This is a genomic window from Limnohabitans sp. T6-5 (assembly GCF_003063315.1).
Lineage (GTDB): Bacteria > Pseudomonadota > Gammaproteobacteria > Burkholderiales > Burkholderiaceae_C > Limnohabitans_A.
In genome coordinates, this window is the sequence record NZ_NERV01000003.1 from 120,955 (window position 1) to 145,874 (window position 24,920).

The window sequence follows — 24,920 nt, forward strand, 5'->3', positions numbered from 1 at the left end:
GGGGGCCTCAGGCCACCACGTCATTGGCGTCAGCGCTTTTGGCTTCTTTGGGTTCTTTCGCGGCTTTGGCCGCTTTCGGGGCTTTTTCTTCTTTCACGACGGGGGCGTTGGCGTCTGCCGCGAGCAGGGGAATGCCCAGGGAGTCGCGCACTTTGTTTTCGATCTCAAACGCCAGGCTGGGGTTTTCGCGCAGGAATTCACGGGCGTTGTCCCGACCTTGACCAATTTTTTCGCCCTGGTAGGCATACCAGGCACCGGATTTTTCGATGACTTTGGCAGTCACGCCCATGTCGATGATTTCGCCCTGGCGGCTGATGCCTTCGCCAAACAAAATGTCGAATTCGGCAGTCTTGAAGGGAGGCGCGACCTTGTTCTTGACCACTTTGACTTTGGTTTCGTTGCCAATCGCGTCGTCACCTTTCTTGATGGTCCCGGTGCGGCGGATATCGAGGCGCACCGAAGCGTAGAACTTGAGCGCATTGCCGCCGGTGGTGGTTTCGGGGCTGCCGAACATCACGCCGATCTTCATGCGGATCTGGTTGATGAAGATGACGGTGCAGTTGGTTTTCTTGATGGTGGCGGTCAGCTTGCGCAGGGCCTGGCTCATCAAACGGGCTTGCAAACCGGGCAGGCTGTCGCCCATGTCGCCTTCGATTTCAGCCTTGGGGGTCAGGGCGGCCACAGAGTCCACCACCACCAGATCCACCGCGCCGGAGCGCACCAGGCTGTCGACGATTTCCAGCGCCTGCTCGCCGGTGTCGGGCTGGCTGATGAGCAACTCTTGCAGGTTGACACCGAGGTTTTGTGCGTACTGCACATCCAGCGCGTGTTCGGCGTCCACAAAGGCGCAGGTGCCGCCCAGGCGCTGCATTTCAGAGATCACCTGCAAGGTCAGCGTGGTTTTACCCGACGATTCCGGGCCGTAGATTTCGATCACGCGGCCACGAGGCAAACCACCCACGCCCAGGGCGATGTCCAGGCCGAGCGAGCCGGTGGAGACGACCTGGATGTCCTGGATCACCTCGCCTTCGCCCAGGCGCATGATGGTGCCTTTGCCGAATTGTTTTTCAATCTGGGCCAGGGCGGCTTGCAGGGCTTTGGCTTTTTCGGTGTTGGCTTCGCTCATGGAAATCTCCTTGAATATCAATGGGTTGGGGCATCCACTTCTGCCGGAATTGGCTATTTACTGGATGCGTGAACAGTACTGTAAACGAGCTGTATAAAGCTGTAAACACTATTTTTGGTCAGTTTGCCTTACTATTTGGGCATGGCTGAATTGACCTTTTCTGAATCACAGGACCCCCTCCAATCCACCGATGACCGCTGGCGCGAAACCCATCTGGGGCGCTTGTTGGGGCACGCGATGCGGCGATTTGATGAACGCGTTTTGAAGCTGATGGCGGGCAATGACGGTGTACCGCTGGCCCTGGCCAATCTGGCCGCACGCGATCAAATCAGCGCAGCGCATGTGCACATCACGCGGCACCTGGCACTCGATGGTTCGCGCCTGACCGACTTGTGCAAGGCCGCTGGCATGAGCAAACAGGCCATGGGGAACTTGGTGGACCAGTGCGCCGCGTGGGGCTTGGTGGAGCGCACGCCCGATCACCTGGATGCCCGGGCCAAACGCGTGGTGTTCACGCCCGTGGGGCTGGCTTGGCTGCAGGCATTCAAGGAGGCTGTGGCGCAAGCCGAAGCCGAATTCAAAGAGGCTGTGGGGCAAGATGTGGCCACGGTGGTGGCTTTGGGACTGGAAGCCTATGCGATTTGAAGGCTTGTTTGGGCTGAAGCTGAAGGCTCACAAAAAAACCGCAAGCTCGGCTGTAAAGTCCCCGATATTTGCCCGCCCACCCACAACTGCACGCGGTGAATAATCATCACGCCAGACACTAGAATCTCAAACAGTCCGATATACACCCCCATTGGGGTAGCACCTTGCAACAAAAAACAGGAGACAGCCATGCGAATTCTCATTGCCGAAGATGATCAGGTGCTTGCAGACGGTTTATTGCGCACTTTGCGCAATGCCGGCGCCGCCGTGGACCATGTGGCCAGCGGCAGCGAAGCCGATGCGGCGCTGATGACCAACAACGAGTTTGACTTGCTGATCCTGGATTTGGGCTTGCCCAAAATGCACGGGCTGGAAGTGCTCAAGCGGCTGCGCTCCAGGGGGTCGACTTTGCCAGTGCTGATTTTGACGGCTGCCGACAGCGTGGAAGAGCGCGTCAAGGGCCTGGATTTGGGTGCCGACGATTACATGGCCAAACCGTTCAGCCTGCAGGAGCTGGAAGCCCGCGTGCGCGCCCTGACCCGCCGCGGCATGGGCGGGGCCACCTCGCAAATCAAGCATGGCCCGCTGATTTACGACCAATCGGGGCGCGTGGCCACCATCGACGGCAAGATGGTCGAGTTGTCTGCCCGTGAACTGGGCCTGCTGGAGGTGCTGCTGCAACGCGCCGGTCGCCTGGTCAGCAAGGACCAGCTGGTCGAGCGCCTGTGTGAGTGGGGCGAAGAGGTCAGCAACAACGCCATCGAGGTGTACATCCACAGCCTGCGCAAAAAAATCGAAAAAGGCCCCATCCGCATCGCCACGGTGCGCGGTCTGGGTTACTGCCTCGAGAAAATCCCGGGCTGAGGACGCCCGGATTTGAACTTGGCCTGTAGCCGTTTGCGCCTCAATCGAGCATGAATTCACGGGGCAGGAACGTGCGACTTTTCAAACGCGAACAACGCTCTCTGTTTGGGGAAATCCTGGACTGGATGCTCACGCCTTTGCTGCTGCTGTGGCCCATCAGCCTGGCCCTGACCTGGCTGGTGGCACAAGGCTTGGCAAACAAACCCTTTGACCGGGCCTTGATTTACAACGTGCAGGCACTGGCCCAGCAGGTCAAGATGGGGGCGGACAAGCGCGTGCAATTCAGCTTGCCGCAACCGGCCAGCGAGTTGCTGCGTGCCGACGAAACCGACCTGGTCTACTACCAGGTGCGGGGTGCGCAGAACGAACACCTGAGCGGCGAACGCGATTTGCCCATGCCACCGGCCGATGAAGAAAAAGGCAGCAGCTACGAGGTGCACATCCGCGACGATGAAATGCGTGGCCTGGAAGTGCGCGTGGCCTACACCTGGATTCGCCTGGACCCTGAAGGCAAGCGACCCGCCCTGGTTCAAGTGGCCGAAACCCGCGAAAAGCGCTCGGTGCTGGCGGCCGAAATCATCAAGGGCGTGATGTTGCCCCAATTCGCCCTGCTGCCACTGGCGGTGCTGCTGGTGTGGTTGGCCCTGGTGCGCGGCATCAAGCCGCTGTCCGAGCTGGAAGAGCGCATCCGGGCGAGAAAACCCGACGACCTGAGCCCACTGGACGACAAGGCCGTGCCCATGGAAGTGGCCCCGCTGGTGCTGTCGGTCAACGATTTGCTGGAGCGTCTGAAGGAATCCATCGTCACGCAAAAAAGGTTTTTGGCCGATGCCGCGCACCAACTGAAAACACCTCTGGCCGGCCTGCGCATGCAGGCAGACTTGGCGCAGCGCTCTGGCTCGAGCGAAGAGGACCTGAAAAAGTCCTTGCAGCAAATCGGACGGGCCAGCGTGCAAGCCACGCACACCGTCAACCAATTGCTCTCGCTGGCCCGGGCTGAAGGCGGCGGTGGCCGCGCGACGCAGCAAAGCTGTGACATGGTGCGACTGTCCAGCGATGTCTTGCAAGACTCCTTGCCACGCGCCATGGACAAAGGACTGGACCTGGGCTACGAGGGGGTGGATGCGGACACGCCCGGCGCGCAGGTCATGGGCAACCCCATCTTGCTCAAGGAAATGGTGCGCAACCTGGTGGAAAACGCCATGCACTACACCCCGTCAACACCCGAACGCACCGGGGTGATCACGGTGCGTGTGCTGGTCGACCCGTACAGCAAAGCGCTGGTCATGCAGGTCGAAGACAACGGCCCGGGCATCCCGGTGGCCGAACGGGAAATGGTGTTCCAGCCGTTTTACCGGGCGCTGGGCACCAATGTGGACGGTTCAGGCCTGGGCTTGCCCATCGTGCGCGAAATCGCCCAACAGCATGGCGCCACCGTCAGCATCGACGCCTCTCACCCCGGCCAGACCCCGCCAGGGGCCTGCTTCACACTGCGCTTCAAACCACCTGCATGAAACGGGCATGAGCACTTGCTCAGCCAACGTCGGGGTCTTCGACCGCCGACCTACAAGGCGGCTTGCTCGTAGGTCGGTACTCGCAGAGTCCGACGTTTTGGTGATCTGGCACGGCAGGTCGCCTTTGGTTTGAGCGGTCTGCGGGCATTTGTCGGGGTCTTCGACCGCCGACCTACAAGGCGTCTTGCTCGTAGGTCGGTACTCGCAGAGTCCGACGTTTGGGTGATCCAGTGCAGCAGATCATTTGGCTGAGCGGTCTGCGGGCATTTGTCGGGGTCTTCGACCGCCGACCTACAAGGCGGCTTGCTCGTAGGTCGGTACTCGCAGAGTCCGACGTTTGGGTGATCCAGTGCAGCAGATCATTTGGCTGAGCGGTCTGCGGGCACTTGTCGGGGGCTTCGACCGCCGACCTACAAGGCGTCTTGCTCGTAGGTCGGTACTCGCAGAGTCCGACGTTTGGGTGATCCAGTGCAGCAGATCATTTGGCTGAGCGGTCTGCGGGCATTTGTCGGGGTCTTCGACCGCCGACCTACAAGGCGGCTTGCTCGTAGGTCGGTACTCGCAGAGTCCGACATGGCTGGCTCAGGCGGCCGGACTCATGTTCAGTTGCAGGCGTTCGCGCTCCATCACGCGGGCGACTGCGGGCTGGGCCGCCACTTTTTGCACAAAAGCCCACAGTTCGGGGTGTTCTTCGGGCGCGATGCCCGCGATGGTGCCCCAGCGGGTCAGCGTCAAACTGTACGCGTCCAGAGGGCTGAAGTGCTCGCCGGTCAGCCAGGTCTGGCCTTTGGCCGCAGCGGCTTTGACCAAGGCCTGCAATTCGCCCAGCATGCCGCGAAACAGTTGCGTGTTGTAGGGCTTGAGCGCGGCCTGTACCTCAGGCAGATCCGAGAACTTTTGCGGCATGAAGATGTGGGTGAACGTGGGGTGAACGGTGTTGTTCATCCAGACCAGCGTCGAGAGGGCCTGGGCGCGGGCAACAGGCTCGCTGGGCAGGAAGTGTGCATCCGGGAAGAGTTGGTCCAGGTGCAGCACGATGGCCACGATTTGCGTGACCACCTGGCCGTTGCTCACCAGCACAGGCACCTGGCCACGCGGGTTGATGGCTTTGTAGTCCTCGCTGTTTTGCTCGCCTTTGTGCAGTTTGACCATCTGGGGGTCAAACGAAGCGCCGCTCATTTCGAGCAGCACATGGGGCACAAAAGAACAGGCGCCGGGGGCGAAATACAGTTTCAAGCTCATGCTGGGGTCTCCAAAAGGTTTATCGGTTGGCTTTGGCCGCAGTGTTTCCAGTCGTGGGGGGCGTAGGCGCAGAGGCCGGTTCGGCTGTGGGGGCGGCTTGAGAAGGCGTTTGAGGTGCAGCTTCTGAAGCCGCTGCAGGGGTGGGGGCGACCTGTGCGGTGCTGGCGGGCGAGTGCGGCGGCAAGGTGATGCTCAAGGCTTCGGGCCGAATTTGTTGCGTTAGGCGTTCTGGTTCGCGTTTGGCGTTCGGCCCCCAGCCCCATCGGGCAAACGCGTCCCATTGCCAGGCCAGAACGACAGCATTGCACAGCAGTAAAACTCCAAACAACCAGCGCTTCATGGGGGTGTCCTCGGTGGGGATAGGGTGCTTAAACGGTCACAGAAATGGCCGCTTGAATGGCCGTTCTAAAGGCCGCACGCTGACTTCGGCGCTGTGGATCTCCTGCACACCCAAGTCGGTTTGCAATCGTAACGCACCCCCCGGACTCACCCCCAGGGACACGCCTTGCAGGCCGTCGCTGGTGTGCACGGCTTGCCCTTTGAGCACATCGCGCGCTTCAAAGCGTTGCTGCAAGGGGGCAAAACCCTGGCGCTCGAAGTCGAGCATCGCCTTGATCAGGGCAGGTACCACCTGCGCCAGACAGGCCGGAGCGGTGAGCGCGGGCAACAACTCGGTCAAGGCCGCAGGCGCGGTGCTCAGGCCATCGGCAGGACGCGCACGGATGTTCAGGCCCACCCCGATGACCACCTGGCTGCGTTCCCCCATGCTGGCGGCTTCGACCAGGATGCCGCCCAGCTTGCGCGACTGGAACCACAGATCGTTGGGCCACTTGAGGCCCACTTCGGCATGCAGGCTTTCGGCCAGGCTCAAGCCCACAGCGAGCGACAAACCCGACCAGTCTTTGGGGGCCATGGGCAAGCTCAAAGAAAAGGTCAGTGAATCACCGCTCTGGCTTTGCCACACCCGGCCCATGCGGCCCCGGCCTGCGGTCTGGCGCTCGGCCACCAGTAAAGTGGGCTCGCGCTGGCCTGCACGGGCGCGGCGCATGAGTTCGCTGTTGGAGGAATCGATCTCCGGAAGGATTTCCACGCTGAAGTCAGGCAGCAGGGGGAAAACCTGCTCCCAGATCGATTCGGCGGGCCAGGGGGTGGGGGCGATCATCCAGCGGCCTTTTGGGGGTCAAGCCTTTTTGGACTTGAGCTTGGTTGTGGACGGGGTCTTTGGTGAAGCTTTGGTTTTGACGGAGGCCTTGTCCTTGGCTTTGGGCTTCGCTGGCGGTTTGGCTTTGGCATCTGCCTTGGGTTTGGCGGGCGCCTTCTTCACATCGGCCTTGGGCTTGGAATTCGCCTTTTTCTTTTTCTGACTCGGGATTTCGGGCGTGTCGTCACGCTCCTTGGGCGAGAGCAGCGTGCCCCGGCAGTTTTTGGCGCCACACCAGCAGGGGTATTCGGCCAGCAGTTCGGGGGTGTAGGGCTCGTCGATGATCAGGCCGTAGTCGTAGTTCAGCTCTTCACCGGCTTTGATGTTGCGCAGCGCCTTGATGAAGATGCGATCGTTGTCTTCGTCGGCTTCGCAGTTGGGGTCGCAGCTGTGGTTGATCCAGCGCGAAGAGTTGCCGCCGTGCAGTGCATCAATCACCCGGTCTTCGTTCACATGGAAGTAGAAGGTGTGGTTCGGGTCATTGGGGTCGTGCGGGTGGCGGTCTTGCGCCTCGTCCCAGCTGATGACTTCGCCCACGTACTCGATGATGGTCTCGCCTTCGGCCAGGTCCTGCAAGGCAAACACGCCCTTTCCGTGCACGCCGGAGCGGCGAACCTGGATGCGTTTGCCGGATGGCGAGGCGGAGCGAGGGGCAGGTGTTTTGGCCACGGCGTTGAAAAATTTGTTATGGTGAATTCATGTGGGCGTGCGCGTGAGCGCGCCCAGGCGTGCATGTGTGCGAGCGCGCGTGCACACGCGAGACAACGGATTGTATAGACATGAAAACATTGATCATTGCAGAGAAACCCTCGGTGGCCCAAGACATCGTTCGGGCCCTCACTCCTGTGGCGGGCAAGTTCGAAAAGCACGAGGACCACTTTGAGAGCGACAGTTATGTGGTGACCAGCGCCGTGGGCCACCTGGTGGAGATTCAGGCCCCTGAGCAATACGACGTCAAACGCGGCAAATGGAGCTTTGCCAACCTGCCCGTGATTCCGCCGCACTTTGATTTGAAGCCGGTGGACAAGACCAAGAGCCGTTTGAGCGCCGTGGTCAGGCAAGCCAAGCGCAAGGACGTGAGTGCCCTCATCAACGCCTGTGACGCGGGCCGCGAGGGTGAGTTGATCTTCCGCCTGATTGAGCAGTACGCAGGTGGTGCCAAGCCGCTCAACAAGCCCGTCAAGCGCCTGTGGTTGCAGTCCATGACGCCGCAAGCGATTCGTGACGGCTTCAACAGCCTGCGCAGCGAGCAACAAATGCAGGGCCTGGCCGACGCCGCCCGCAGCCGATCCGAGGCCGACTGGCTGGTGGGCATCAACGGCACCCGCGCCATGACCGCCTTCAACTCGCGCGATGGCGGCTTCTTCTTGACCACTGTGGGTCGGGTGCAAACGCCCACGCTGGCCGTGGTGGTGGAGCGCGAAGAACAAATCCGCAAGTTCATCAGCCGCGACTATTGGGAAATCCACGCGGAATTCGCTGCCGCTGCAGGCACCTATCCCGGAAAGTGGTTTGACCCCAAGTGGCGCAAAGAAGAAGACGCCGAAAAGAAAGCCGACCGCAAGTGGACTGCGGCTGAGGCACAAGCCATCGTCAACGCCGTGCGCGGCCAAAAAGCCACCGTCACCGAAGAGGCCACGCCCACCACACAAGCGAGCCCCGGTTTGTTTGACCTGACCAGCTTGCAGCGCGAGGCCAACGGCAAGTTCGGCTTTTCGGCCAAGACCACGCTGGCGCTGGCCCAAAGCCTGTACGAGCGCCACAAGGCCCTGACCTACCCGCGTACCGACTCGCGCCACCTGCCCGAAGACTACGTGCCCGTGGCCAAGCAAACCTTCGAGATGCTGGCCGACAGCGGCATGCGCCACCTGGCCCCGCACGCGCTCACGGCCCTGAACAACAACTACGTGCGCAAGATCCCGCGCGTGTTCGACAACAAAAAGGTCTCGGACCACTTCGCCATCATCCCCACGCTGCAAGCGCCCAGCGGCCTGTCTGAGGCCGAGCAAAAGTTGTATGACCTGGTGGTGCGCCGCTTCATGGCGGTGTTCTTCCCCAGCGCCGAGTACCAGGTGACCACCCGCATCAGCGTGGCCGCAGGCCACAGCTTCAAGACCGTGGGCAAGGTGCTGGTCAAACCCGGTTGGCTGGCGATTTATGGCAAAGAAGCCGCTGCCGAGGTGGAAGACGCCAAAGACGGCGACAAAGGCCAAAACCTGGTGCCGGTGCAGCCGGGCGAACAAGTGGGTGTGGAGTCGGTCGAGGCCAAGGGCCTGAAAACCCGCCCCCCTGCCCGCTATTCAGAAGCCACGCTGCTGGGTGCCATGGAAGGCGCAGGCAAGATGGTCGACGACGACGAGCTGCGCGAAGCCATGCAGGAAAAAGGCCTGGGCACGCCAGCCACCCGCGCCGCGATCATTGAAGGCCTGATCAACGAAAAGTACATGCTGCGCGAAGGCCGCGAGATGCTGCCCACCGCCAAGGCCTTTCAGCTCATGACGCTGCTGCGCGGCTTGCAGGTCGAAGAACTGTCCAAGCCCGAGCTCACGGGCGAATGGGAATACAAGCTGGCCCAGATGGAACAAGGCAAGCTGAGCCGGGGCCAGTTCATGGCCGAGATCGCGGCCATGACCGAGCACATCGTCAAGAAGGCCAAAGAGTACGACCGCGACACCGTGCCCGGCGACTACGCCACCGTGAGCACGCCCTGCCCCAATTGCGGTGGCGTGGTGAAAGAAAACTACCGCCGCTACACCTGCACGGGGGCCGATGGCGCGAGCGACGGCTGCGGCTTCTCGTTTGGCAAGTCGCCCGCCGGCCGCACCTTCGAGCCGGCCGAAGTCGAGCAGTTCATGCGCGACAAAAAGATCGGCCCGCTGGACGGCTTCCGCTCCAAGGCCGGTTGGCCCTTTGTGGCCGAAATGGCGCTCAAGTACAACGAAGAAGAAAAGAACTGGAAGCTCGAGTTTGACTTTGGTGACGACAAGAAAAACGAAGAGAGTGGCGAGATCGTCGAGTTCAGCGACGCGTCATTGGGCGCCTGCCCCAAGTGCGGCAGCCCGGTGCACGAGCACGGCAGCAACTATGTGTGCAGCAAAGCCGTGCCGACCAATGAGCAACCCACGCCCAGCTGCGACTTCAAGAGCGGCAAGGTCATCTTGCAGCAGCCTGTGGAACGCGAGCAGGTCGTCAAGCTGCTGGCCACCGGCAAGACCGATCTGCTCGACAAGTTCGTCAGCAACCGCACGCGCCGCACCTTCAAGGCCATGCTGGCCTGGAACCCCGAAGAGGGCAAAGTGACGTTTGAATTTGAGCCACGCGAAGGTGGCAAGAAATACCCGCCACGCAAGACGTCAGCTAAAACGCCTTTTGGCAAAGCTGCTGCGAAAAAAACCACGGCCAAAACTGCTGCCGTTAAAACCGCCAAAGCCCCTGCTGCCAAAAAAGCCGCCAAGCCCGCTGCAGAAAAAGCGCCGCGCAAGGCCTCAGTCGGCACCTTGAAACCCAGCCCCGCCCTGATGGCCGTGATTGGCGACGGCACCTATGCCCGCACCGAAGTGGTCAAGAAAATCTGGGACTACATCAAGGCCAATGGTTTGCAAGACCCTGCCGACAAGCGCTCTATCAAGGCTGATGGCAAGCTGCAAGCTGTGTTTGGCAAAGACCAGGCCACCATGTTCGAGCTGGCCGGGATCATCGGCAAGCATTTGAGCTGATCGGTTTTGCTCGTACAGGTTTCGCACCCCGTGCGCGATGAGCTGTGTCGCATGAACGCAGGCGTGCAATACGGCCAGCAAATGAACCTGCGCCCGGGCATCGCCTTGTCGGCTGAACAAATGTGCAAACTCACCGCCGACATGGTCTGGCTTGTCAACCAGAGCGTGACCCTGGCCGACGGCAGCCAGCAAACCGTGCTCGTGCCCCAGGTCTATGCCCGCTTGAGCGAGGGTGATGTCCGCGGCAACGGCGCCCTCATGTCGGGCGGGCAAGTTGATCTGGCCGCAGGCAGCGCCCTGAACAACAGCGGCACCCTGAGCGCCCGCACGCGCCTGAACGTGAACGCACAAGACCTCACCAACAGCGGCACCATCGCAGGGCGCAGCGTGGTGAGCTTGACCGCAGAAAACGTCAACAACCTGGGCGGTCGAGTGGGCGGCAACGACGTGAGCGTGACTGCCAGGCAAGACCTGAACAACATTGGCGGCAGCATCTCGGCGGTCAGCAGCCTCAGTGCCAGCGCCGGGCGAGACCTGAACATTCAAACCACAACGCAAAGCACCACCACACAAGTGGGCTCAGCCAACTTCAACCGTACAGGTATTGACCGCGTGGCCGGTTTGTATGTCAGTGGCGGCGTAGGCGCTCTGGTCGCCAGTGCTGGGCGAGACCTCAACCTGACGGCTGCCGCTGTCAGCAACGCAGGCACAGGCGACACCAAACTGAGCGCAGGCAACAACCTCAACCTGAACACCGTCACCACCCGCGCGAGCCAAAGCATTGACTGGGACGCCAACAACTACCTGCGCCAAAGCAATAGCCAAGACGTGGGCAGTCAGGTCAACGCCGCAGGCAAGCTAACATTGAGTGCCGGGCAAGACCTGAACGCCAAGGCCGCGCAAGTCAGCGCAGGGCAAGAGCTCAAAGCCACAGCGGGTAACAACCTCAACATCACCGCAGGCGAGGCCAGCCAAAGCCTGGACAAGGCTACCCAATTCACCAGCAAAGACTTGCTCTCCAGCAGCACCACCACCACGCGAGAGCGCAGCCAAAGCACCAGCGCCATAGGCAGCAACTTTGAAGGCAACAGCGTCAGCATCCAGGCAGGCCAAGACCTCACCGTCAAAGGCTCCAACGTGCTGGCCGACCAGGACGTGATTCTCAAAGCGGGTGGCAACGTCAACATTGAAGCGGCGCAAAACACCAACAGCCAAAGCAGCTTCAACCAAACCACCAAGTCCGGGCTATTGAGCGGAGGTGGCTTGAGCGTGACCCTGGGCAAGCAAATGCAAAGTGTGGACAGCCAAGGTCAAAGCACCACAGCCGCAGGCAGCACCGTGGGCAGCACGGGCGGCAACGTGACCATCAACGCAGGCAAGACCTACACGCAAACGGGCTCCGACATCCTCACGCCAGGACTGAACAGCCCCTCCGGTAGCGGCGACATCAACATCAGCGCCCAGCAAGTGGACATCAACGAAGCCCGGGAAACCGGCAGCCAAAGCACAGAACAAAAGTTCAAGCAAAGTGGTTTGACGCTGGCCATCACCAGCCCGGTGATCAGCGCCTTGCAAACAGCCAGCAGCCAACTGCAAGCGGCAGGCAACACCAGTTCAGGCCGCATGCAAGCACTGGCGGCAGCCAATGCGGGGTTCAACCTCAAGCAAGGCGCAGACGCGATCAAGGCGGGGCAGGGCGATGCCAACGGCATGGTCAAAACGGGCGCAACCAACCCTGACGGCACACTGGAAACGGTCCAAGGCAACGCCGCTGACAAAGCAGGCGGTATTGGCATCAGCCTGAGCCTTGGCGCATCCAGCAGCCAAAGCAAACAACAAAGCAGCGCCGACACCGCCAAGGGCAGCAACTTGAACGCAGGCGGCAACGTCACCATCCAAGCCACGGGCGCAGGAGCCAACAGCGACATCACCGTGCGCGGCAGCAGCATCACAGCCGCAGGCACCACAGCGCTCAAAGCCGATGACCAAGTCAACATCGTGGCCGCGCAAAACACGACCACAGAAAGCAGCAACAGCACAAACAGCAGCGGCAGCATCGGTGTGGGCATGCAGCTGGGCGCAGGGGGCGCCAAAGCAGGTGTCACCGTGAGCGCAAGTGCTGGCAATGGCCAAGGCGCAGGCAACAGCACCACGTACACCAACAGCCAGGTGGCGGGCAACAATGTCAACATCCAAAGCGGGGGAGACACCAACATCTTGGGTGGCGTGGTCAAGGGCGATCAGGTCACCGCCAATGTGGGCGGCAACCTCAACATTGAAAGCCTGCAAGACAGCAGCCAGTACAAAGAAAAGAGCCAACAAGTGGGCGGCAGTGTCACCGTTGGCCCGGCAGCAGGCGGCAGCGTCAACCTGGCGGCGACCAAGATCAACAGCGACTACAAAAGCGTCAATGAACAAAGCGTCATCCGTGCAGGCGATGGTGGTTTCAATGTCAACGTGCAAGGCAAGACGGAGCTGATGGGCGGGCAGATCACGAGTAAGCAAGCAGCCATTGACAGCAACAAGAACAGCTACGAAGCCAAGCAAGGCACAAGCACAACCGATCTGAACAACAGCGCCAACTACAGCGCCCAAAGCGTGAGTGTGGGCATAGGCGCAGGCGCCCTGCCGGGCAAGAGCGCAAGTGCGGGCATGAGCGGTGTGGGCTTTGGCTCAGACAGCGGCAGTGCAAGCTCGGTGACTACCGCAGGCATCAGCGACGTCACGGGCAACGCAGCAGCCCGCACAGGAGACAAGAGCACCAGCATCAACCCGATCTTCAACAAAGAGCAAGTCAAAGCCGAAGTCAATGCGCAAGTGGCGATCACCAGCGAGTTTGGCAAGCAAGCGAGCAAGGCTGTGGGGGACTATGCGGGCAACCAGCTCAAAGACCTGAGCAACAAGGCCAACGCAGAAATTGACCCCGTTCAGAAAGCTGCTTTACAAGCAGAAGCGGCCAAGTGGGACGAAGGCGGGGCTTACCGAGTGGCGATGCACACCGCCATTGGCGGACTCACGGGAGGCACGGCAGGCGCTGTGGGCGCAGGCGCAGGCAGCGCGGCAGCGCCCACACTCAACGAGTTGCAAGGCCAGTTGCAACAAGGCCTGCAAAACGCTGGCTTGGGCGAGAGCGCCAGCAAAGTGATTGCGGGTCTGGCCAGCGGCACGACAGCAGCAGCGATTGGCGCAGCAGCCAGCGGCGGCAGTGTGGCTGGCGGTGCAACGGCATTCAACGCGGACATGAACAATCGGCAGTTGCATCCGACGGAGGTCAAATGGATCAAAGACAACGCCAAACGTTATGCGCAGCAGCAAGGAGTCAGTGAAGCAGAAGCAGAAAAGCAACTTGCGCAGCAAGCGTTCAGGCAAGTGCAGTTTGGCGTTGAGGGCGCCACCGATGTCAGCGCACAAGCTTTCTTGAAGCAGGCAGGCAACCAGCAGTTGCCGGGTGATTCGAATGTTCCGGGCCAAAACGTTGGCTACATGTTCTATGCCACGCCCGCACAAAAAGCCGACCCATCCATGTATGCCCAAGCCGTCGTGAGCGACCCGCAGGCGTTGGCTTTCTATGCAAAGCAGGGTTTGGTGCAGCCGTCCACGGCCAATTTGCTGGCAGCGGCCCAAAAAGACAGCAAGGTGCGCGGAGCCTTGGGCACAGCCACTGCGGGTGCCGGTGCATTGGCTGTGGGCGTGACCATGCCTGCTGCGGCCAGTTGGTGCTTGAGTAACCCTGTTGCGTGTAACCGTGTGGTGATTGCAGGTGGTGAAATTGCAGCGGGCGATGCCTTGGGGCCAACGGGCTTGGCCATTGGCGGTGCCGGTGCAGCAGCTGCAGGGCTCAAGAGTGTGCGGAGTGCGGATGAAGTGAATGCGGCCATGAAAGCCGTAGGCAAAGACGCGGCGTGGTCACCAGGGACGGCGGTGATCAATGCTGAACTCAAGCCTGGCACGAAGGTGCAGATGGTGGTGAGTGAGGCAGATTTAATGGAAGCTAGAGCTAAAAACTTGGGACTTCCAATGGGATCTTGGGCGTCTTTTGACGATGTTGCAAGCCAAGCTGCTGCACGCCAAGACTTGGCCTTACCGCAGCGTTACAAATCTGACGTCAAATACGTTATCGAATACGAGGTGGTCAAACCCCTCGATGCGAATATCGGTTTCATTGGTAAGCAAAACGAACCGTCAGGGCAGCTTTATCGAGGAGGTGCAACACAAACAGAGTTTTTGTGGTCCACCCTTCCTCCCGGGGCACGAAGACAGGATTACTTAAAGCCTGTTGGTGAACCCAAACCTCTGTCCGTACTGACGAAGTGAGGCGATCATGGAACGCATTACTGATTACGTCTCGATTCGAGACAATGGAAAAACTCGTCCCTCAAATGCCAAGTGGAGTGATTCGCCAGAGATGACATGGTCAGAATACTGGGATTACTGGGGTAACGAGGTGGCGAACCGATGGGTTTACAGAGGAGAGTCATATCAAGCTAATTTCCGAGAAATTGGATATGAATGGGTTGACTTTCTGTTTGATGAAACTGGTTTTTTGGCGTTCCCAGATATTTACTGCTCACCAGAGGCCAAGATCCTTAACGGCGATCTGAGCGTACGCTGCACCATGCATCCCGCATTCAATGTGCGCGGTTTCAGTGATGATCGTTTGGAAGAGGCCAAGCGCGATAGTTTGAGCTGCTACGGACACTGGACACCCTTGCCTCATTTCAAGCGACAAGTAAGAAATAACAAAAAACGCACCGATGGCATCATCGAAATCGAAGGCAACGATGGTCTTGCTGATTGCATGTATTTTTTTGATGCGCAAACTGGCGCACTGGTCGGTGCAGAGCCATTCACCTGGACAGATTGACATGAATGCACAATCCCACCGCCTGATATTCAACAAAGCCAGAGGCTGCTTGATGGCAGTGGGTGAACATGCCCGCAGCAGTGCGGGTGGTGGATGCTCTGGTTCAAGGCGCAGAAAGCGCCCCGGCGTTGCCCTGTCGGCTGAGCAAATGGCCCAGCTGACCAGCGACATCGTCTGGCTGGTCGAGCAAACCGTCACCTTGGCCGATGGCAGCACACAAAAGGTGCTGACCCCGCAGGTGTACGTGCGCGTCAAAGAAGGCGACCTGGACGGCACGGGCGCGCTCATTGGCGGCAAAGACGTGGACCTCAAGCTCGCAGGCGATTTGACCAACAGCGGCACGATCATGGCGAATATGGCGGGGCGCAACGTGATGGAGATCAACGCCAAGAACATCCACAACCTGGGCGGACGCCTGAGCGCAGACAGCTTGAGCGCTAAGGCCAGCCAAGACATCCACAACATTGGCGGAACGATTGAGGCGCAAAGCAAGCTCGACGTCAACGCAGGGCGTGACCTGAACGTGGTCACCACCACCCAGACCACCACCACCAACACAGGGGCCAACACCTTGAGCAACACCGGCATCGACCGGGTGGCGGGCCTGTACGTCAAAGGCAGCACCGGCACCTTGGTGGCCAGCGCCGGGCGAGACCTCAACCTGACGGCAGCGGCAGTCAGCAACGCAGGCACCGGCGAGGCCAAACTGAGCGCAGGCAACGACCTGAACCTGAGCACCGTGACCACCGGCAGCAGCCAAAGCCTCAACTGGGACGCCAACAACCACCTGCGGCAAAGCAAAAGCCAAGACGTGGGCAGCCAGATCAACGCGCTCGGCAACGTGAGCCTGACAGCGGGCAATGACCTGAGCACCAAAGCAGCGCAAGTGAGCGCAGGCCAGGCCAGCGAAACCTTTGACAAAACGCGCAAGAGCACCAACAAAGGCGTGCTGTCGAGCACGACCACTACCACCCAAATCAAGAGCGCCAGCACCACCGCCATTGGTACTGGCTTTGAAGGCAACAGCGTCGCCATCACCGCAGGCAAAGACCTCACCGTCAAAGGCTCCAACGTGCTGGCCGACCAAAACGTGAACCTGGGTGCGGGTGGCAACGTCAACATTGAAGCGGCGCAAAACACCAACAGCCAAAGCAGCTTCAACCAAACCACCAAGTCCGGGCTATTGAGCGGAGGTGGCTTGAGCGTGACCCTGGGCAAGCAAATGCAAAGTGTGGACAGCCAAGGTCAAAGCACCACAGCCGCAGGCAGCACCGTGGGCAGCACGGGCGGCAACGTGACCATCAACGCAGGCAAGACCTACACGCAAACGGGCTCCGACATCCTCACGCCAGGACTGAACAGCCCCTCCGGTAGCGGCGACATCAACATCAGCGCCCAGCAAGTGGACATCAACGAAGCCCGGGAAACCGGCAGCCAAAGCACAGAACAAAAGTTCAAGCAAAGTGGTTTGACGCTGGCCATCACCAGCCCGGTGATCAGCGCCTTGCAAACAGCCAGCAGCCAACTGCAAGCGGCAGGCAACACCAGTTCAGGCCGCATGCAAGCACTGGCGGCAGCCAATGCGGGGTTCAACCTCAAGCAAGGCGCAGACGCGATCAAGGCGGGGCAGGGCGATGCCAACGGCATGGTCAAAACGGGCGCAACCAACCCTGACGGCACACTGGAAACGGTCCAAGGCAACGCCGCTGACAAAGCAGGCGGTATTGGCATCAGCCTGAGCCTTGGCGCATCCAGCAGCCAAAGCAAACAACAAAGCAGCGCCGACACCGCCAAGGGCAGCAACTTGAACGCAGGTGGCAACGTCACCATCCAGGCCACGGGCGCAGGAGTCAACAGCGACATCACCGTGCGCGGCAGCAGCATCACAGCCGCAGGCAACACAGCGCTCAAAGCCGACGACCAAGTCAACATCGTGGCCGCGCAAAACACCACGCAAGAAAGCAGCAGCTCCAAGAACAGCAGCGGCAGCATTGGAGTGGGCATACAGCTGGGCGCAGGGGGCGCCAAAGCAGGCGTCACGGTGAGCGCCAGTGCTGGCAATGGCCAAGGCGCGGGCAACAGCACCACGTACACCAACAGCCAGGTGGCGGGCAACAACGTCAACATTGAATCAGGCGGTGACACCAATCTCAAAGGCGCAGTGATCAAGGGCGATCAGGTCACCGCCAATGTGGGCGGCAACCTCAACATCCAAAGCCTGCAAGACATCAGCCAGTACAAAGAAAAGAGTCAACAAGTGGGCGGCAGTGTCACCGTTGGCCCGGCCTCAGGCGGCAGCGTCAACCTGGCGGCGACCAAGATCAACAGCGACTACAAGAGCGTAGGCGAACAATCTGCGATCAGAGCTGGTGACGGTGGCTTCAACGTCAACGTGCAAGGCAAGACGGAGCTGATGGGCGGGCAGATCACGAGCACGCAAGCGGCCATTGACAACAACAAAAACAGCTACGACGCCAAGCAAGGCACAAGCACAACCGATCTCAACAACAGCGCGAACTACAGCGCCCAAAGCATCAGCATCGGTGTGGGCACTGGTTCCCTGCTTGGACAAGGTTCCAAACTGAGCGGAGCAGGATTTGGCACTGACAGTGGTCAGGCCAACTCAACCACCACGGCGGGCATCAGCGGTGTAGCAGGCAACACCAATGCCAGAACCGGAGATAAGGGAACCGGGCTGACAGCGATTTTTGACAAAGAAAAGACGCAAAAGGAGGTTGCTGCACAAGTAGCGATCACCAATGAGTTTGGTAAACAAGCTATTCCAGTAGCTGCCAAAACGGCAGATCAGAAAGCCATTGATCTGCGTCGCCAAGGCAACGAAGAAGAAGCTGCGAAATGGGATGAAGGCGGCGTCTACCGCACAGGCCTGTACACGGCTCTCGGTGGCTTAACTGGTGGGGCTGCTGGTGCAACGGGTGCAGCAGTGAACGCCACCGTGATACCAGCGTTGGGCGAAGAAATTGCCAAGCTCAACTTGCCAGAGGGCATGAGACAAGTGGTCACACAAGTGGCAAGCATTGCAGTGGGGGCCGCTGCGGGTGGCGGTGCAGGTGTCAGTGCCGCGCTGCCACAGACGGCCTACAACTACGTCAGCCACAGCCCGTTTGCCAATGTGCGCAAAACGGTTAGCCAAGAAAACGCCCGACTGATGAACCAGTGCGGTGTCAACTGCACTGAACAAGACTTCAAACGCATCGACCAGCAAATGGCCAAGCTTGAAGTGGCAGGCAATCTTGCAGCCATCAGTCAAAACAGCAAGCTGACCACCGCGCAAGCCATGCAACTGGGTGAAGCTGTTGCGGCGCTGCTGCCGGTGTATGGCACGCCGATCGCGGCATATCAGGCCATCACGGGCCAAAGCCTTACAGGGCAAGACTTGAGTACAGCCGAGCGCTTCTTTAATGGCGTGGCTGCGGCAGTGCCAATGGGTACGGCTGCCTATAAAGTAGCCACTGATGCGGCAGTCGCTGCAAAGGCCGAGGCGGCAGCGGTTGCCAAGGCGAAAATCAATAACAACTTCTATGCAGAGGGTGCTTCCAGTTGTCATGTCCAAGTGTCCGCAACATTTTTGCTGCTCAATTGCAAGCCCGTTTTTTCAAAGAGCAGCTGCTTGGGGCTGTTTTTGATGGGGTGGTGGGCTTGCTTGGTGCTGCGCTGTGCCTGCTTTTTATGCAAATTCAGGCAATCACGCAGGCTTTGCCCCTGTTCGACGCGGACAGTGCTGTTTGAGCTGATTTGAAGTCTTGATTGGGACGCTTTACCTTCTGATCCAATAGCCGCGCATCAACCCCGCCAGGGCCTGGACCTCGGTGCTTTCTTTGACCGGCATTTGCCGAAGGTCAGTGGGCCGCAGTCCAGCAAAGTGTTCCGCAGGCGTGAGCCCCTGCAGGTTTTGATGGGGCCTGGCGTGGTTGTAGAAAATTTTGAACTCATCGAACGCTGTTTGCAACGCACTGCTGCCCGGGATGACCAGTTGCCTGAGCAAGGGTTTGAGCGTGCCGAACAAGCGCTCGATCCTGCCGTTTTGCCAGGGGGCATGTTTTTGGGTGGTCTGGTGCTGGATGCTTGCCAACTTCAGGAATCCGTTGAACACCCAGCTATTGAAAACCGCTTCGTTATCGGTCCTCAGCTTGCGGGGCTTGCCATGCTGCGCAATGGCTAGGCACAAATGACCCAATATGCTCCAGCTGCATCGACGGGTGAGCACTTGCAGGCGCAACGCCAAGCGGCTGCCGTGGTCGATCATGCCGATGGCTGCATGGCACACCTTTTGACCGTCGGTGAAGAACGTCATGTCCATGGCCCAAGCGTGATTGATCGCCACAGTGCGGGGCTTGGCCGAACGGATCTGGCGGCGCAGATCAGCGATCTCCAGTTGGTGTGATGCGATGAGTTCAGCCACAAAAGTTTTGCCCACGCTCATATCAGGATGCAGGCGGTTGAAGGTGTGAGCCACAGCGCGACAACCGGCGTGGGTCATGTGGGCTTTCAGGCGCAATACCTCACGGCGAAGCCAGTCGGGTTTGCGGCTATGCCGAGGTGTGGCTGGTGGAGAGCAGGCTTTGGGGCGGCGGATGAAGTCTGGCGGTACTTTTCGCAGTCCGAGCTTTAGGCAAAGCGATCGTGCCCATAGTGCAAACAAGGCAACAACTAACAGATAAGCAAAATCAGAAGCACGCAAAAAATTCAAAAACTCAAGCGTTGAAGTTCAGCGCCAGCCCCGGCGTGGGCCAGTCGTCCACCGCGATCAAGCGCCCGGTGGCCGACAGCGTGATGTAGGCGGTGCGCTGGCCCGGGCCACCAAAGCAGATGTTGGTGGTGAAGGGGTCTGGCAGGGGCAGGTGCTGCACGGACTTGCCATCGGGGCTGACGATGGAAATGCCGCCATGCATCAAAGTGGCGACGCAGATGTTGCCTTGGGCATCGACCGCCATTGAGTCAAAACGTTGGTACTGCCCGCCGGGCGAGGCTGTCACCATGCGTGCGCCCTGGGGCGAAGGCCAGGGGTCTTTGCGCACCTGGCCAGGGGCGGTGATGTCGAAGGCCCAGACTCGGGCGCCTTCGGTCTCGGCGTAATACAAGGTTTGCCCGTCGGGCGAGAGGGCAATGCCGTTGGGCGTCATCACCGGTCGTGCCACGGCCTGCACCCCCGAGCCGTCGGGCTGGGCATAAAACACGCCGCCTCGGTCCATTTCGTGGGCGCGCACCTTGCCCAAATCGGTGAAGTAAAAGCCGCCATGCGCATCAAACACCAGGTCATTTGGGCCGCGCAAGCCGATGCCGTCCACCTCCTCATACAGGCGTTCGGCCTTGCCCGTGTTCAGGTTCACGCGCTCGATGCGCCCACCCGAGTAATCGTGCGCCTGGCCGATGGGGCGCAAGTAGTTGCCGGGGTCCCGCGTCCAGGCAAAGCCGCCGTTGTTGCAGACGTAGACCGCGCCATCGGGGCCGATGGCCGCGCCGTTGGGGCCGCCGCCCAGCTCGGCCACCACCTGCACACGACCGTCTGCCGTGACGCGCGTCAAGGTGCCGCGTGCAATCTCGACCAGCAGCACCGACCCATCGTCCAGCGCCACCGGTCCCTCGGGAAACTGCAAGCCCGTGGCGAGTTCTCGAATCTTCATGTCAGCGCCTTTGTGGGGTGAAACCACCAATGTAATGCTGCTCACGCAAGCAACAAGCGGGGATTCCCTAGGAATTCGGCCAGATGAAGTCTGCAAGGTGACGTCAAAGCCGCTCTTGTAGGTCGATGGCTTCAGCCCCGACATTGCTGGCTTCGGCACAGGCCACATGTCGGGGTTGAAGCCACCGACCTACAAATACACGTTTTTGTAGGAGTCGGCGCAGGTGGCGATCAGCCGCTTCGGGAACACATGCCTTTCGCTTGCAAGGCAAGATCCCACAAAGTCCACCCACAGTGCGTACACGTTCACACCCCCAGCGTCATCAGACTGGCGTTGCCCCCCGCAGCGGCCGTGTTGGTGCTGATGCTGCGCTCGCTCACCAAGCGCGCCAGCGGCACGGCGTCGTCGCCCGGGCGCAGGGCCGTGAGTGTGACGATGGCCCCCGGGCGCTGCGCCAGCTGCGCTTGCCAATGCAAAGTGTTGGCCGCGTCCGCGTGCAGCAGTGCGGCGTCTTCCGACTGACTTTGCGCAGGGTCTTGTAGCGTCACCTGGCTTTGCACCGCAGCAGGCAGCTGCGCGTGTAGCGCCTGGCTTGACAGCGGCCACACGGCGTGGCTACACACTGCCAACACGGCGGCCAGCTGGGTCAGGCGGTCGGCATCGGCGTCAGGCTGCTCACCCGTCAGGCACAGCACCCGCGCACGGGCTTGCACACGGTAGACGTTGCGCTCGCCGGTGGGGCCGCTCAGGGTGGCTTGCAGGCCTGCCGGGTTGGTCGCGGCAAACTGCGCACACGCATGGGCCAGAGGTAAACGGCCTTGCGCCACCGCCCAGTCGTGCAAAGCTTGAAGTGCAGGCGTAACTTGCGGCAGTGCCGCTGCGCCACTGGCTTGCACGCTGCGCAAAGCGGCATCGGGTGGGCATTGCGCCAGCAGGCGCAACAGGTAGAGCGGCCCACCCGCCTTGGGGCCGGTGCCCGACAGGCCATCACCACCAAAGGGCTGCACGCCCACTACCGCGCCCACCATGTTGCGGTTCACATAGACATTGCCCGCGTGGGTGCTGTCTATGACTTGCGCAATGGTTTCTTCAATGCGCGAATGCACACCGAGCGTGAGCGCATAGCCTGTGTCGTTGATGGCTTGCAGCAAGTTGCCCAGTTCACTGCGGGCGTAACGCACGATGTGCAGCACCGGCCCAAACACCTCGCGCTGCAGTTGGGCGATGCTGTTGATCTCGATCAGCGTGGGTTGCACATAGGTGCCTGCAGGCAAGGTGTTCAATCCGTTGGCGCTGATGCGGTGTACTTTGCAGCCGCGCTGCTGCATGGCGTTCACATGGTCTTCAATGCCAGCGCGTGCGCGGGCGTCGATCACTGGGCCCATGTCCACATTCAGTTGGGTGGGCGTGCCCAGGGTGATCTCGGCCATCGCGCCTTGCAGCATCTCGATCAAGCGCTCGGCCACGTCGTCTTGAACACAGAGGACTCGCAGGGCCGAGCAGCGCTGGCCTGCGGCTTCAAAGGCCGAGGCCACGGCGTCGGTCACAACTTGTTCCAGCAGAGCCGATGAATCGACAACCATGCAGTTTTGGCCACCGGTTTCCGCGATCAGGGGCACAGGTTGGCCATGTGCGTTCAGGCGCTCGGCCAGTGCCGCTTGCAGCACGCGGGCCGTGTCTATGGAGCCGGTGAACAGTACGCCTTGCACGCGCGCATCGCGCACCAGCTGCATGCCCACTTCGCGGCCCTGTCCTGGCAGCAACTGCACGGCCGCTGGCGGCACACCGGCTTGCCACAGCGTCTGCACGGCCAGTGCCGCTATGGCCGGGGTGGACTCGGCTGGCTTGGCCAAGACCGGGTTGCCTGCGGCCAGCGCGGCAGCCACTTGGCCCATGAAAATGGCCAGTGGAAAGTTCCAGGGGCTGATGCACACCACCGGGCCCAGCGGCGTATGCGTGCTGTTGTCAAAGTCGCGGTGCACCTGCGCTGCGTAATAACGCAAAAAGTCCACAGCCTCGCGCAGCTCGGCCACGGCATGCGACCAAGTCTTGCCCGCTTCGCGCACCAGCAAAGCCATCACGCGCGGGCCATCGGCTTGCAGCAAATCGGCTGCGCGCTCGAGCAAGGCAGCGCGTTGTTCTGGCGGAGTCTGACCCCAGACGGGGGCGGCATCGGTGGCTGCTTGCAAGGCCGCATGCACATCGCCTGTGCTGGCGTATTGCACGCTGCCCAGCACGTCGCGGTGGTCAGCGGGGTTGAGCAGGGTGCAGTGCTCGGCACCTGCGAAATCGCAGGCCAGCAGGGGCGTCACGGCAATGGGCTGCACCTGTGTTTGCATCTGCGCCGCCAGCTGGCGCAGGGTGGGCTCGTGCGCCAGATCGGGGCCGCTGGAGTTGCGCCGTGCCGCGCCATACAGTTGTGCAGGCAGTGCGATGTGGGGGTGCGGCTGACCGGGGCTGGCGTCTTCTTTCAAGGCGTCTTGCTCTGTCCGCTGAACCGGGTCTTGCACCAGCTCGCTGATGGAAACCTTCTCGTCGGCCATGCGGTTGACGAAGGAGCTGTTGGCGCCGTTTTCGAGCAGGCGGCGCACCAGATAGGCCAGCAGGGTTTCGTGCGTGCCCACGGGGGCGTAGATGCGGCAGGGCCGACCAAAAGCTGGCGAAGTGACCACCTGCCGGTACAGCGGCTCGCCCATGCCGTGCAGGCACTGGAACTCGTATTGGCCGGGCGCGTAATCGCCGCCGATGTCTTGCGCCAATTGCACAACGGCGGCCAGCGTGTGCGCGTTGTGTGTGGCAAATTGCGGGTACACCGCCTCAGGTGCCGCCAACAACTTGCGGGCGCAGGCCAGGTAGCACACATCGGTGTGGTGCTTGCGGGTGTAGACCGGGTAGTCGCTATGGCCGTCGAGCTGTGCGCGTTTGATTTCACTGTCCCAATAAGCACCTTTGACCAGGCGCACCATCAGGCGGTGGCCCGTGCGCCGTGCCAGATCCACCACGAAGTCGATCACGAAGGGGCAGCGTTTTTGGTAGGCCTGAATCACAAAGCCAATGCCATGCCAGCCCTGCAAGCTGGGCGCATGGCACAAGCCCTCGAGCACGTCCAGCGAGATGTCGAGCCGGTCCACCTCTTCGGCGTCGATGTTCAGGCCGATGTCGTAATGCTTGGCCAACTCGGTGAGTTTCAACACACGGGGCAACAATTCATGAATCACCCGCTGGTGCTGCGCACGGCTGTAGCGCGGATGCAAGGCCGACAGCTTGATCGAGATGCCGGGGCCATTCACCACACCCTGACCGTTGGACGCATTGCCAATGGCGTGGATCGCGTTTTCATACGCGTGCAGATAGCGCTGGGCGTCGATCTCGGTCAATGCGGCTTCGCCCAGCATGTCGTACGAGTAACGAAAGCCTTGTGCTTCCATCTCGCGGGCGTGCTGCAGGGCCTCATGGATCGTCTCGCCCGTCACAAACTGCTCGCCCAGCATCTGCATGGCCAGCTGCACACCTTTGCGAATCAGTGGCTCGCCGCTCTTGCCCACCAAGCGGGTGAGCGAGGTCAGCATGGCGCTTTCGCTGTGCGTGGCCACCAGCTTGCCCGTGAGCAGCAAGCCCCACGAAGCGGCGTTGACAAACAGCGAAGGGCTGCGGCCCACATGCTGGTGCCAGTCGCCCTGCCCGATCTTGTCGCGGATCAGCGCATCGCGCGTGGCCGCATCGGGAATGCGCAGCAGCGCTTCGGCCAGGCACATCAGTGCCACGCCTTCTTCGCTGGACAGCGCATATTCCTGCATCAGGCTCTGCACACGTCCTGTGCGACCGCCAAGTTGTGGGCCTTCGCGCATGCCCTGCACCAGCTCGCGGGCCAGCGCGTCGGTGCGCTCGGCCTGGACTTCGGTCATGCGGGCAGCGGCCAGCAGTGGCGCCAGCGCTTGCGCTTCAGGCAGCCGGGTGGCGCGTGCGACGGCTTCGCGCAGCACACTGCGCTCGGGCAGCGGGCCGCCGGGGGTGAAGTGGGCGCCTGTGGGCAATGTCATTGGAGTCAGCGTTGCGTTCATGGATGCGTCCTTGTGGGCATTTTTGGGTGTGCAGTCATGTCG

General features: G+C 60.8%; 15 protein-coding genes. 7 read left to right on the forward strand and 8 right to left on the reverse strand.

What is annotated here, in order from left to right; translation table 11 throughout:
• Window positions 1-7: 7 nt before the first annotated feature.
• Complete coding sequence (gene recA / locus B9Z51_RS12480; protein ID WP_108375227.1) at window positions 8-1,126, reverse strand: recombinase RecA; 1,119 nt, start codon at window positions 1,124-1,126, stop codon at window positions 8-10.
• 141 nt (window positions 1,127-1,267) lie between these two features.
• On the opposite strand from recA, the gene B9Z51_RS12485 reads away from it, so the two are divergent.
• From B9Z51_RS12485 to B9Z51_RS12495, 3 genes are all read left to right on the forward strand, one after another.
• Window positions 1,268-1,771, forward strand: a complete 504-nt coding sequence (locus B9Z51_RS12485; RefSeq protein WP_108375972.1) for a MarR family winged helix-turn-helix transcriptional regulator — start codon at window positions 1,268-1,270, stop codon at window positions 1,769-1,771.
• Between the two features lie 189 nt (window positions 1,772-1,960).
• Complete coding sequence (locus B9Z51_RS12490; protein ID WP_108375229.1) at window positions 1,961-2,635, forward strand: response regulator transcription factor; 675 nt, start codon at window positions 1,961-1,963, stop codon at window positions 2,633-2,635.
• A gap of 71 nt (window positions 2,636-2,706) precedes the next feature.
• The gene (locus tag B9Z51_RS12495; RefSeq protein WP_108375973.1) at window positions 2,707-4,149 is read left to right on the forward strand and encodes a sensor histidine kinase; all 1,443 of its coding nucleotides are present in this window, start codon (window positions 2,707-2,709) and stop codon (window positions 4,147-4,149) included.
• Window positions 4,150-4,731: 582 nt separating this feature from the next.
• On the opposite strand, the gene B9Z51_RS12500 is transcribed toward B9Z51_RS12495, so the two are convergent.
• Genes B9Z51_RS12500 through B9Z51_RS12515 form a run of 4 tightly spaced genes read right to left on the reverse strand, consistent with a single transcriptional unit; the run spans window position 4,732 to window position 7,261 of the window.
• Complete coding sequence (locus tag B9Z51_RS12500; RefSeq protein WP_108375231.1) at window positions 4,732-5,391, reverse strand: glutathione S-transferase family protein; 660 nt, start codon at window positions 5,389-5,391, stop codon at window positions 4,732-4,734.
• Window positions 5,392-5,410: 19 nt separating this feature from the next.
• The gene (locus B9Z51_RS12505; protein ID WP_108375233.1) at window positions 5,411-5,731 is read right to left on the reverse strand and encodes a hypothetical protein; all 321 of its coding nucleotides are present in this window, start codon (window positions 5,729-5,731) and stop codon (window positions 5,411-5,413) included.
• Window positions 5,732-5,767: 36 nt separating this feature from the next.
• Complete coding sequence (locus tag B9Z51_RS12510; protein ID WP_108375235.1) at window positions 5,768-6,553, reverse strand: biotin--[acetyl-CoA-carboxylase] ligase; 786 nt, start codon at window positions 6,551-6,553, stop codon at window positions 5,768-5,770.
• Window positions 6,554-6,571: 18 nt separating this feature from the next.
• Window positions 6,572-7,261, reverse strand: a complete 690-nt coding sequence (locus B9Z51_RS12515; RefSeq protein WP_108375237.1) for an SET domain-containing protein — start codon at window positions 7,259-7,261, stop codon at window positions 6,572-6,574.
• A gap of 110 nt (window positions 7,262-7,371) precedes the next feature.
• Here B9Z51_RS12515 and B9Z51_RS12520 point away from each other — a divergent pair, with 110 nt between their 5' ends.
• The 4 genes from B9Z51_RS12520 to B9Z51_RS12530 are packed head-to-tail and all read left to right on the forward strand — an operon-like array spanning window position 7,372 to window position 18,932.
• Window positions 7,372-10,308: a DNA topoisomerase III gene (locus tag B9Z51_RS12520; protein ID WP_108375239.1), complete on the forward strand. Its 2,937-nt coding sequence runs from the start codon at window positions 7,372-7,374 to the stop codon at window positions 10,306-10,308.
• A 51-nt stretch (window positions 10,309-10,359) separates the two neighbouring features.
• Window positions 10,360-14,622: a hemagglutinin repeat-containing protein gene (locus tag B9Z51_RS12525; protein ID WP_146187760.1), complete on the forward strand. Its 4,263-nt coding sequence runs from the start codon at window positions 10,360-10,362 to the stop codon at window positions 14,620-14,622.
• 7 nt (window positions 14,623-14,629) lie between these two features.
• Window positions 14,630-15,172 (forward strand): hypothetical protein, encoded by a 543-nt coding sequence (locus B9Z51_RS18265; protein ID WP_146187761.1) that lies wholly within the window; start codon window positions 14,630-14,632, stop codon window positions 15,170-15,172.
• Window position 15,173: 1 nt separating this feature from the next.
• Window positions 15,174-18,932: a hemagglutinin repeat-containing protein gene (locus B9Z51_RS12530; protein WP_158272886.1), complete on the forward strand. Its 3,759-nt coding sequence runs from the start codon at window positions 15,174-15,176 to the stop codon at window positions 18,930-18,932.
• 18 nt (window positions 18,933-18,950) lie between these two features.
• Here the strand turns inward: B9Z51_RS12530 and B9Z51_RS12535 are convergent, their stop codons facing one another.
• The 3 genes from B9Z51_RS12535 to putA all read right to left on the reverse strand — a co-directional run bounded on the left by B9Z51_RS12535 (window position 18,951) and on the right by putA (window position 24,878).
• Window positions 18,951-19,673: an integrase core domain-containing protein gene (locus tag B9Z51_RS12535; protein ID WP_108375245.1), complete on the reverse strand. Its 723-nt coding sequence runs from the start codon at window positions 19,671-19,673 to the stop codon at window positions 18,951-18,953.
• 214 nt (window positions 19,674-19,887) lie between these two features.
• Entirely contained in the window at window positions 19,888-20,817 is a 930-nt protein-coding gene (locus tag B9Z51_RS12540; protein WP_108375974.1) for an SMP-30/gluconolactonase/LRE family protein, read from the reverse strand.
• A gap of 305 nt (window positions 20,818-21,122) precedes the next feature.
• Window positions 21,123-24,878, reverse strand: coding sequence for a trifunctional transcriptional regulator/proline dehydrogenase/L-glutamate gamma-semialdehyde dehydrogenase (gene putA / locus B9Z51_RS12545; protein ID WP_369959131.1), 3,756 nt, complete (start codon window positions 24,876-24,878; stop codon window positions 21,123-21,125).
• Between the last annotated feature and the right edge of the window lie 42 nt (window positions 24,879-24,920).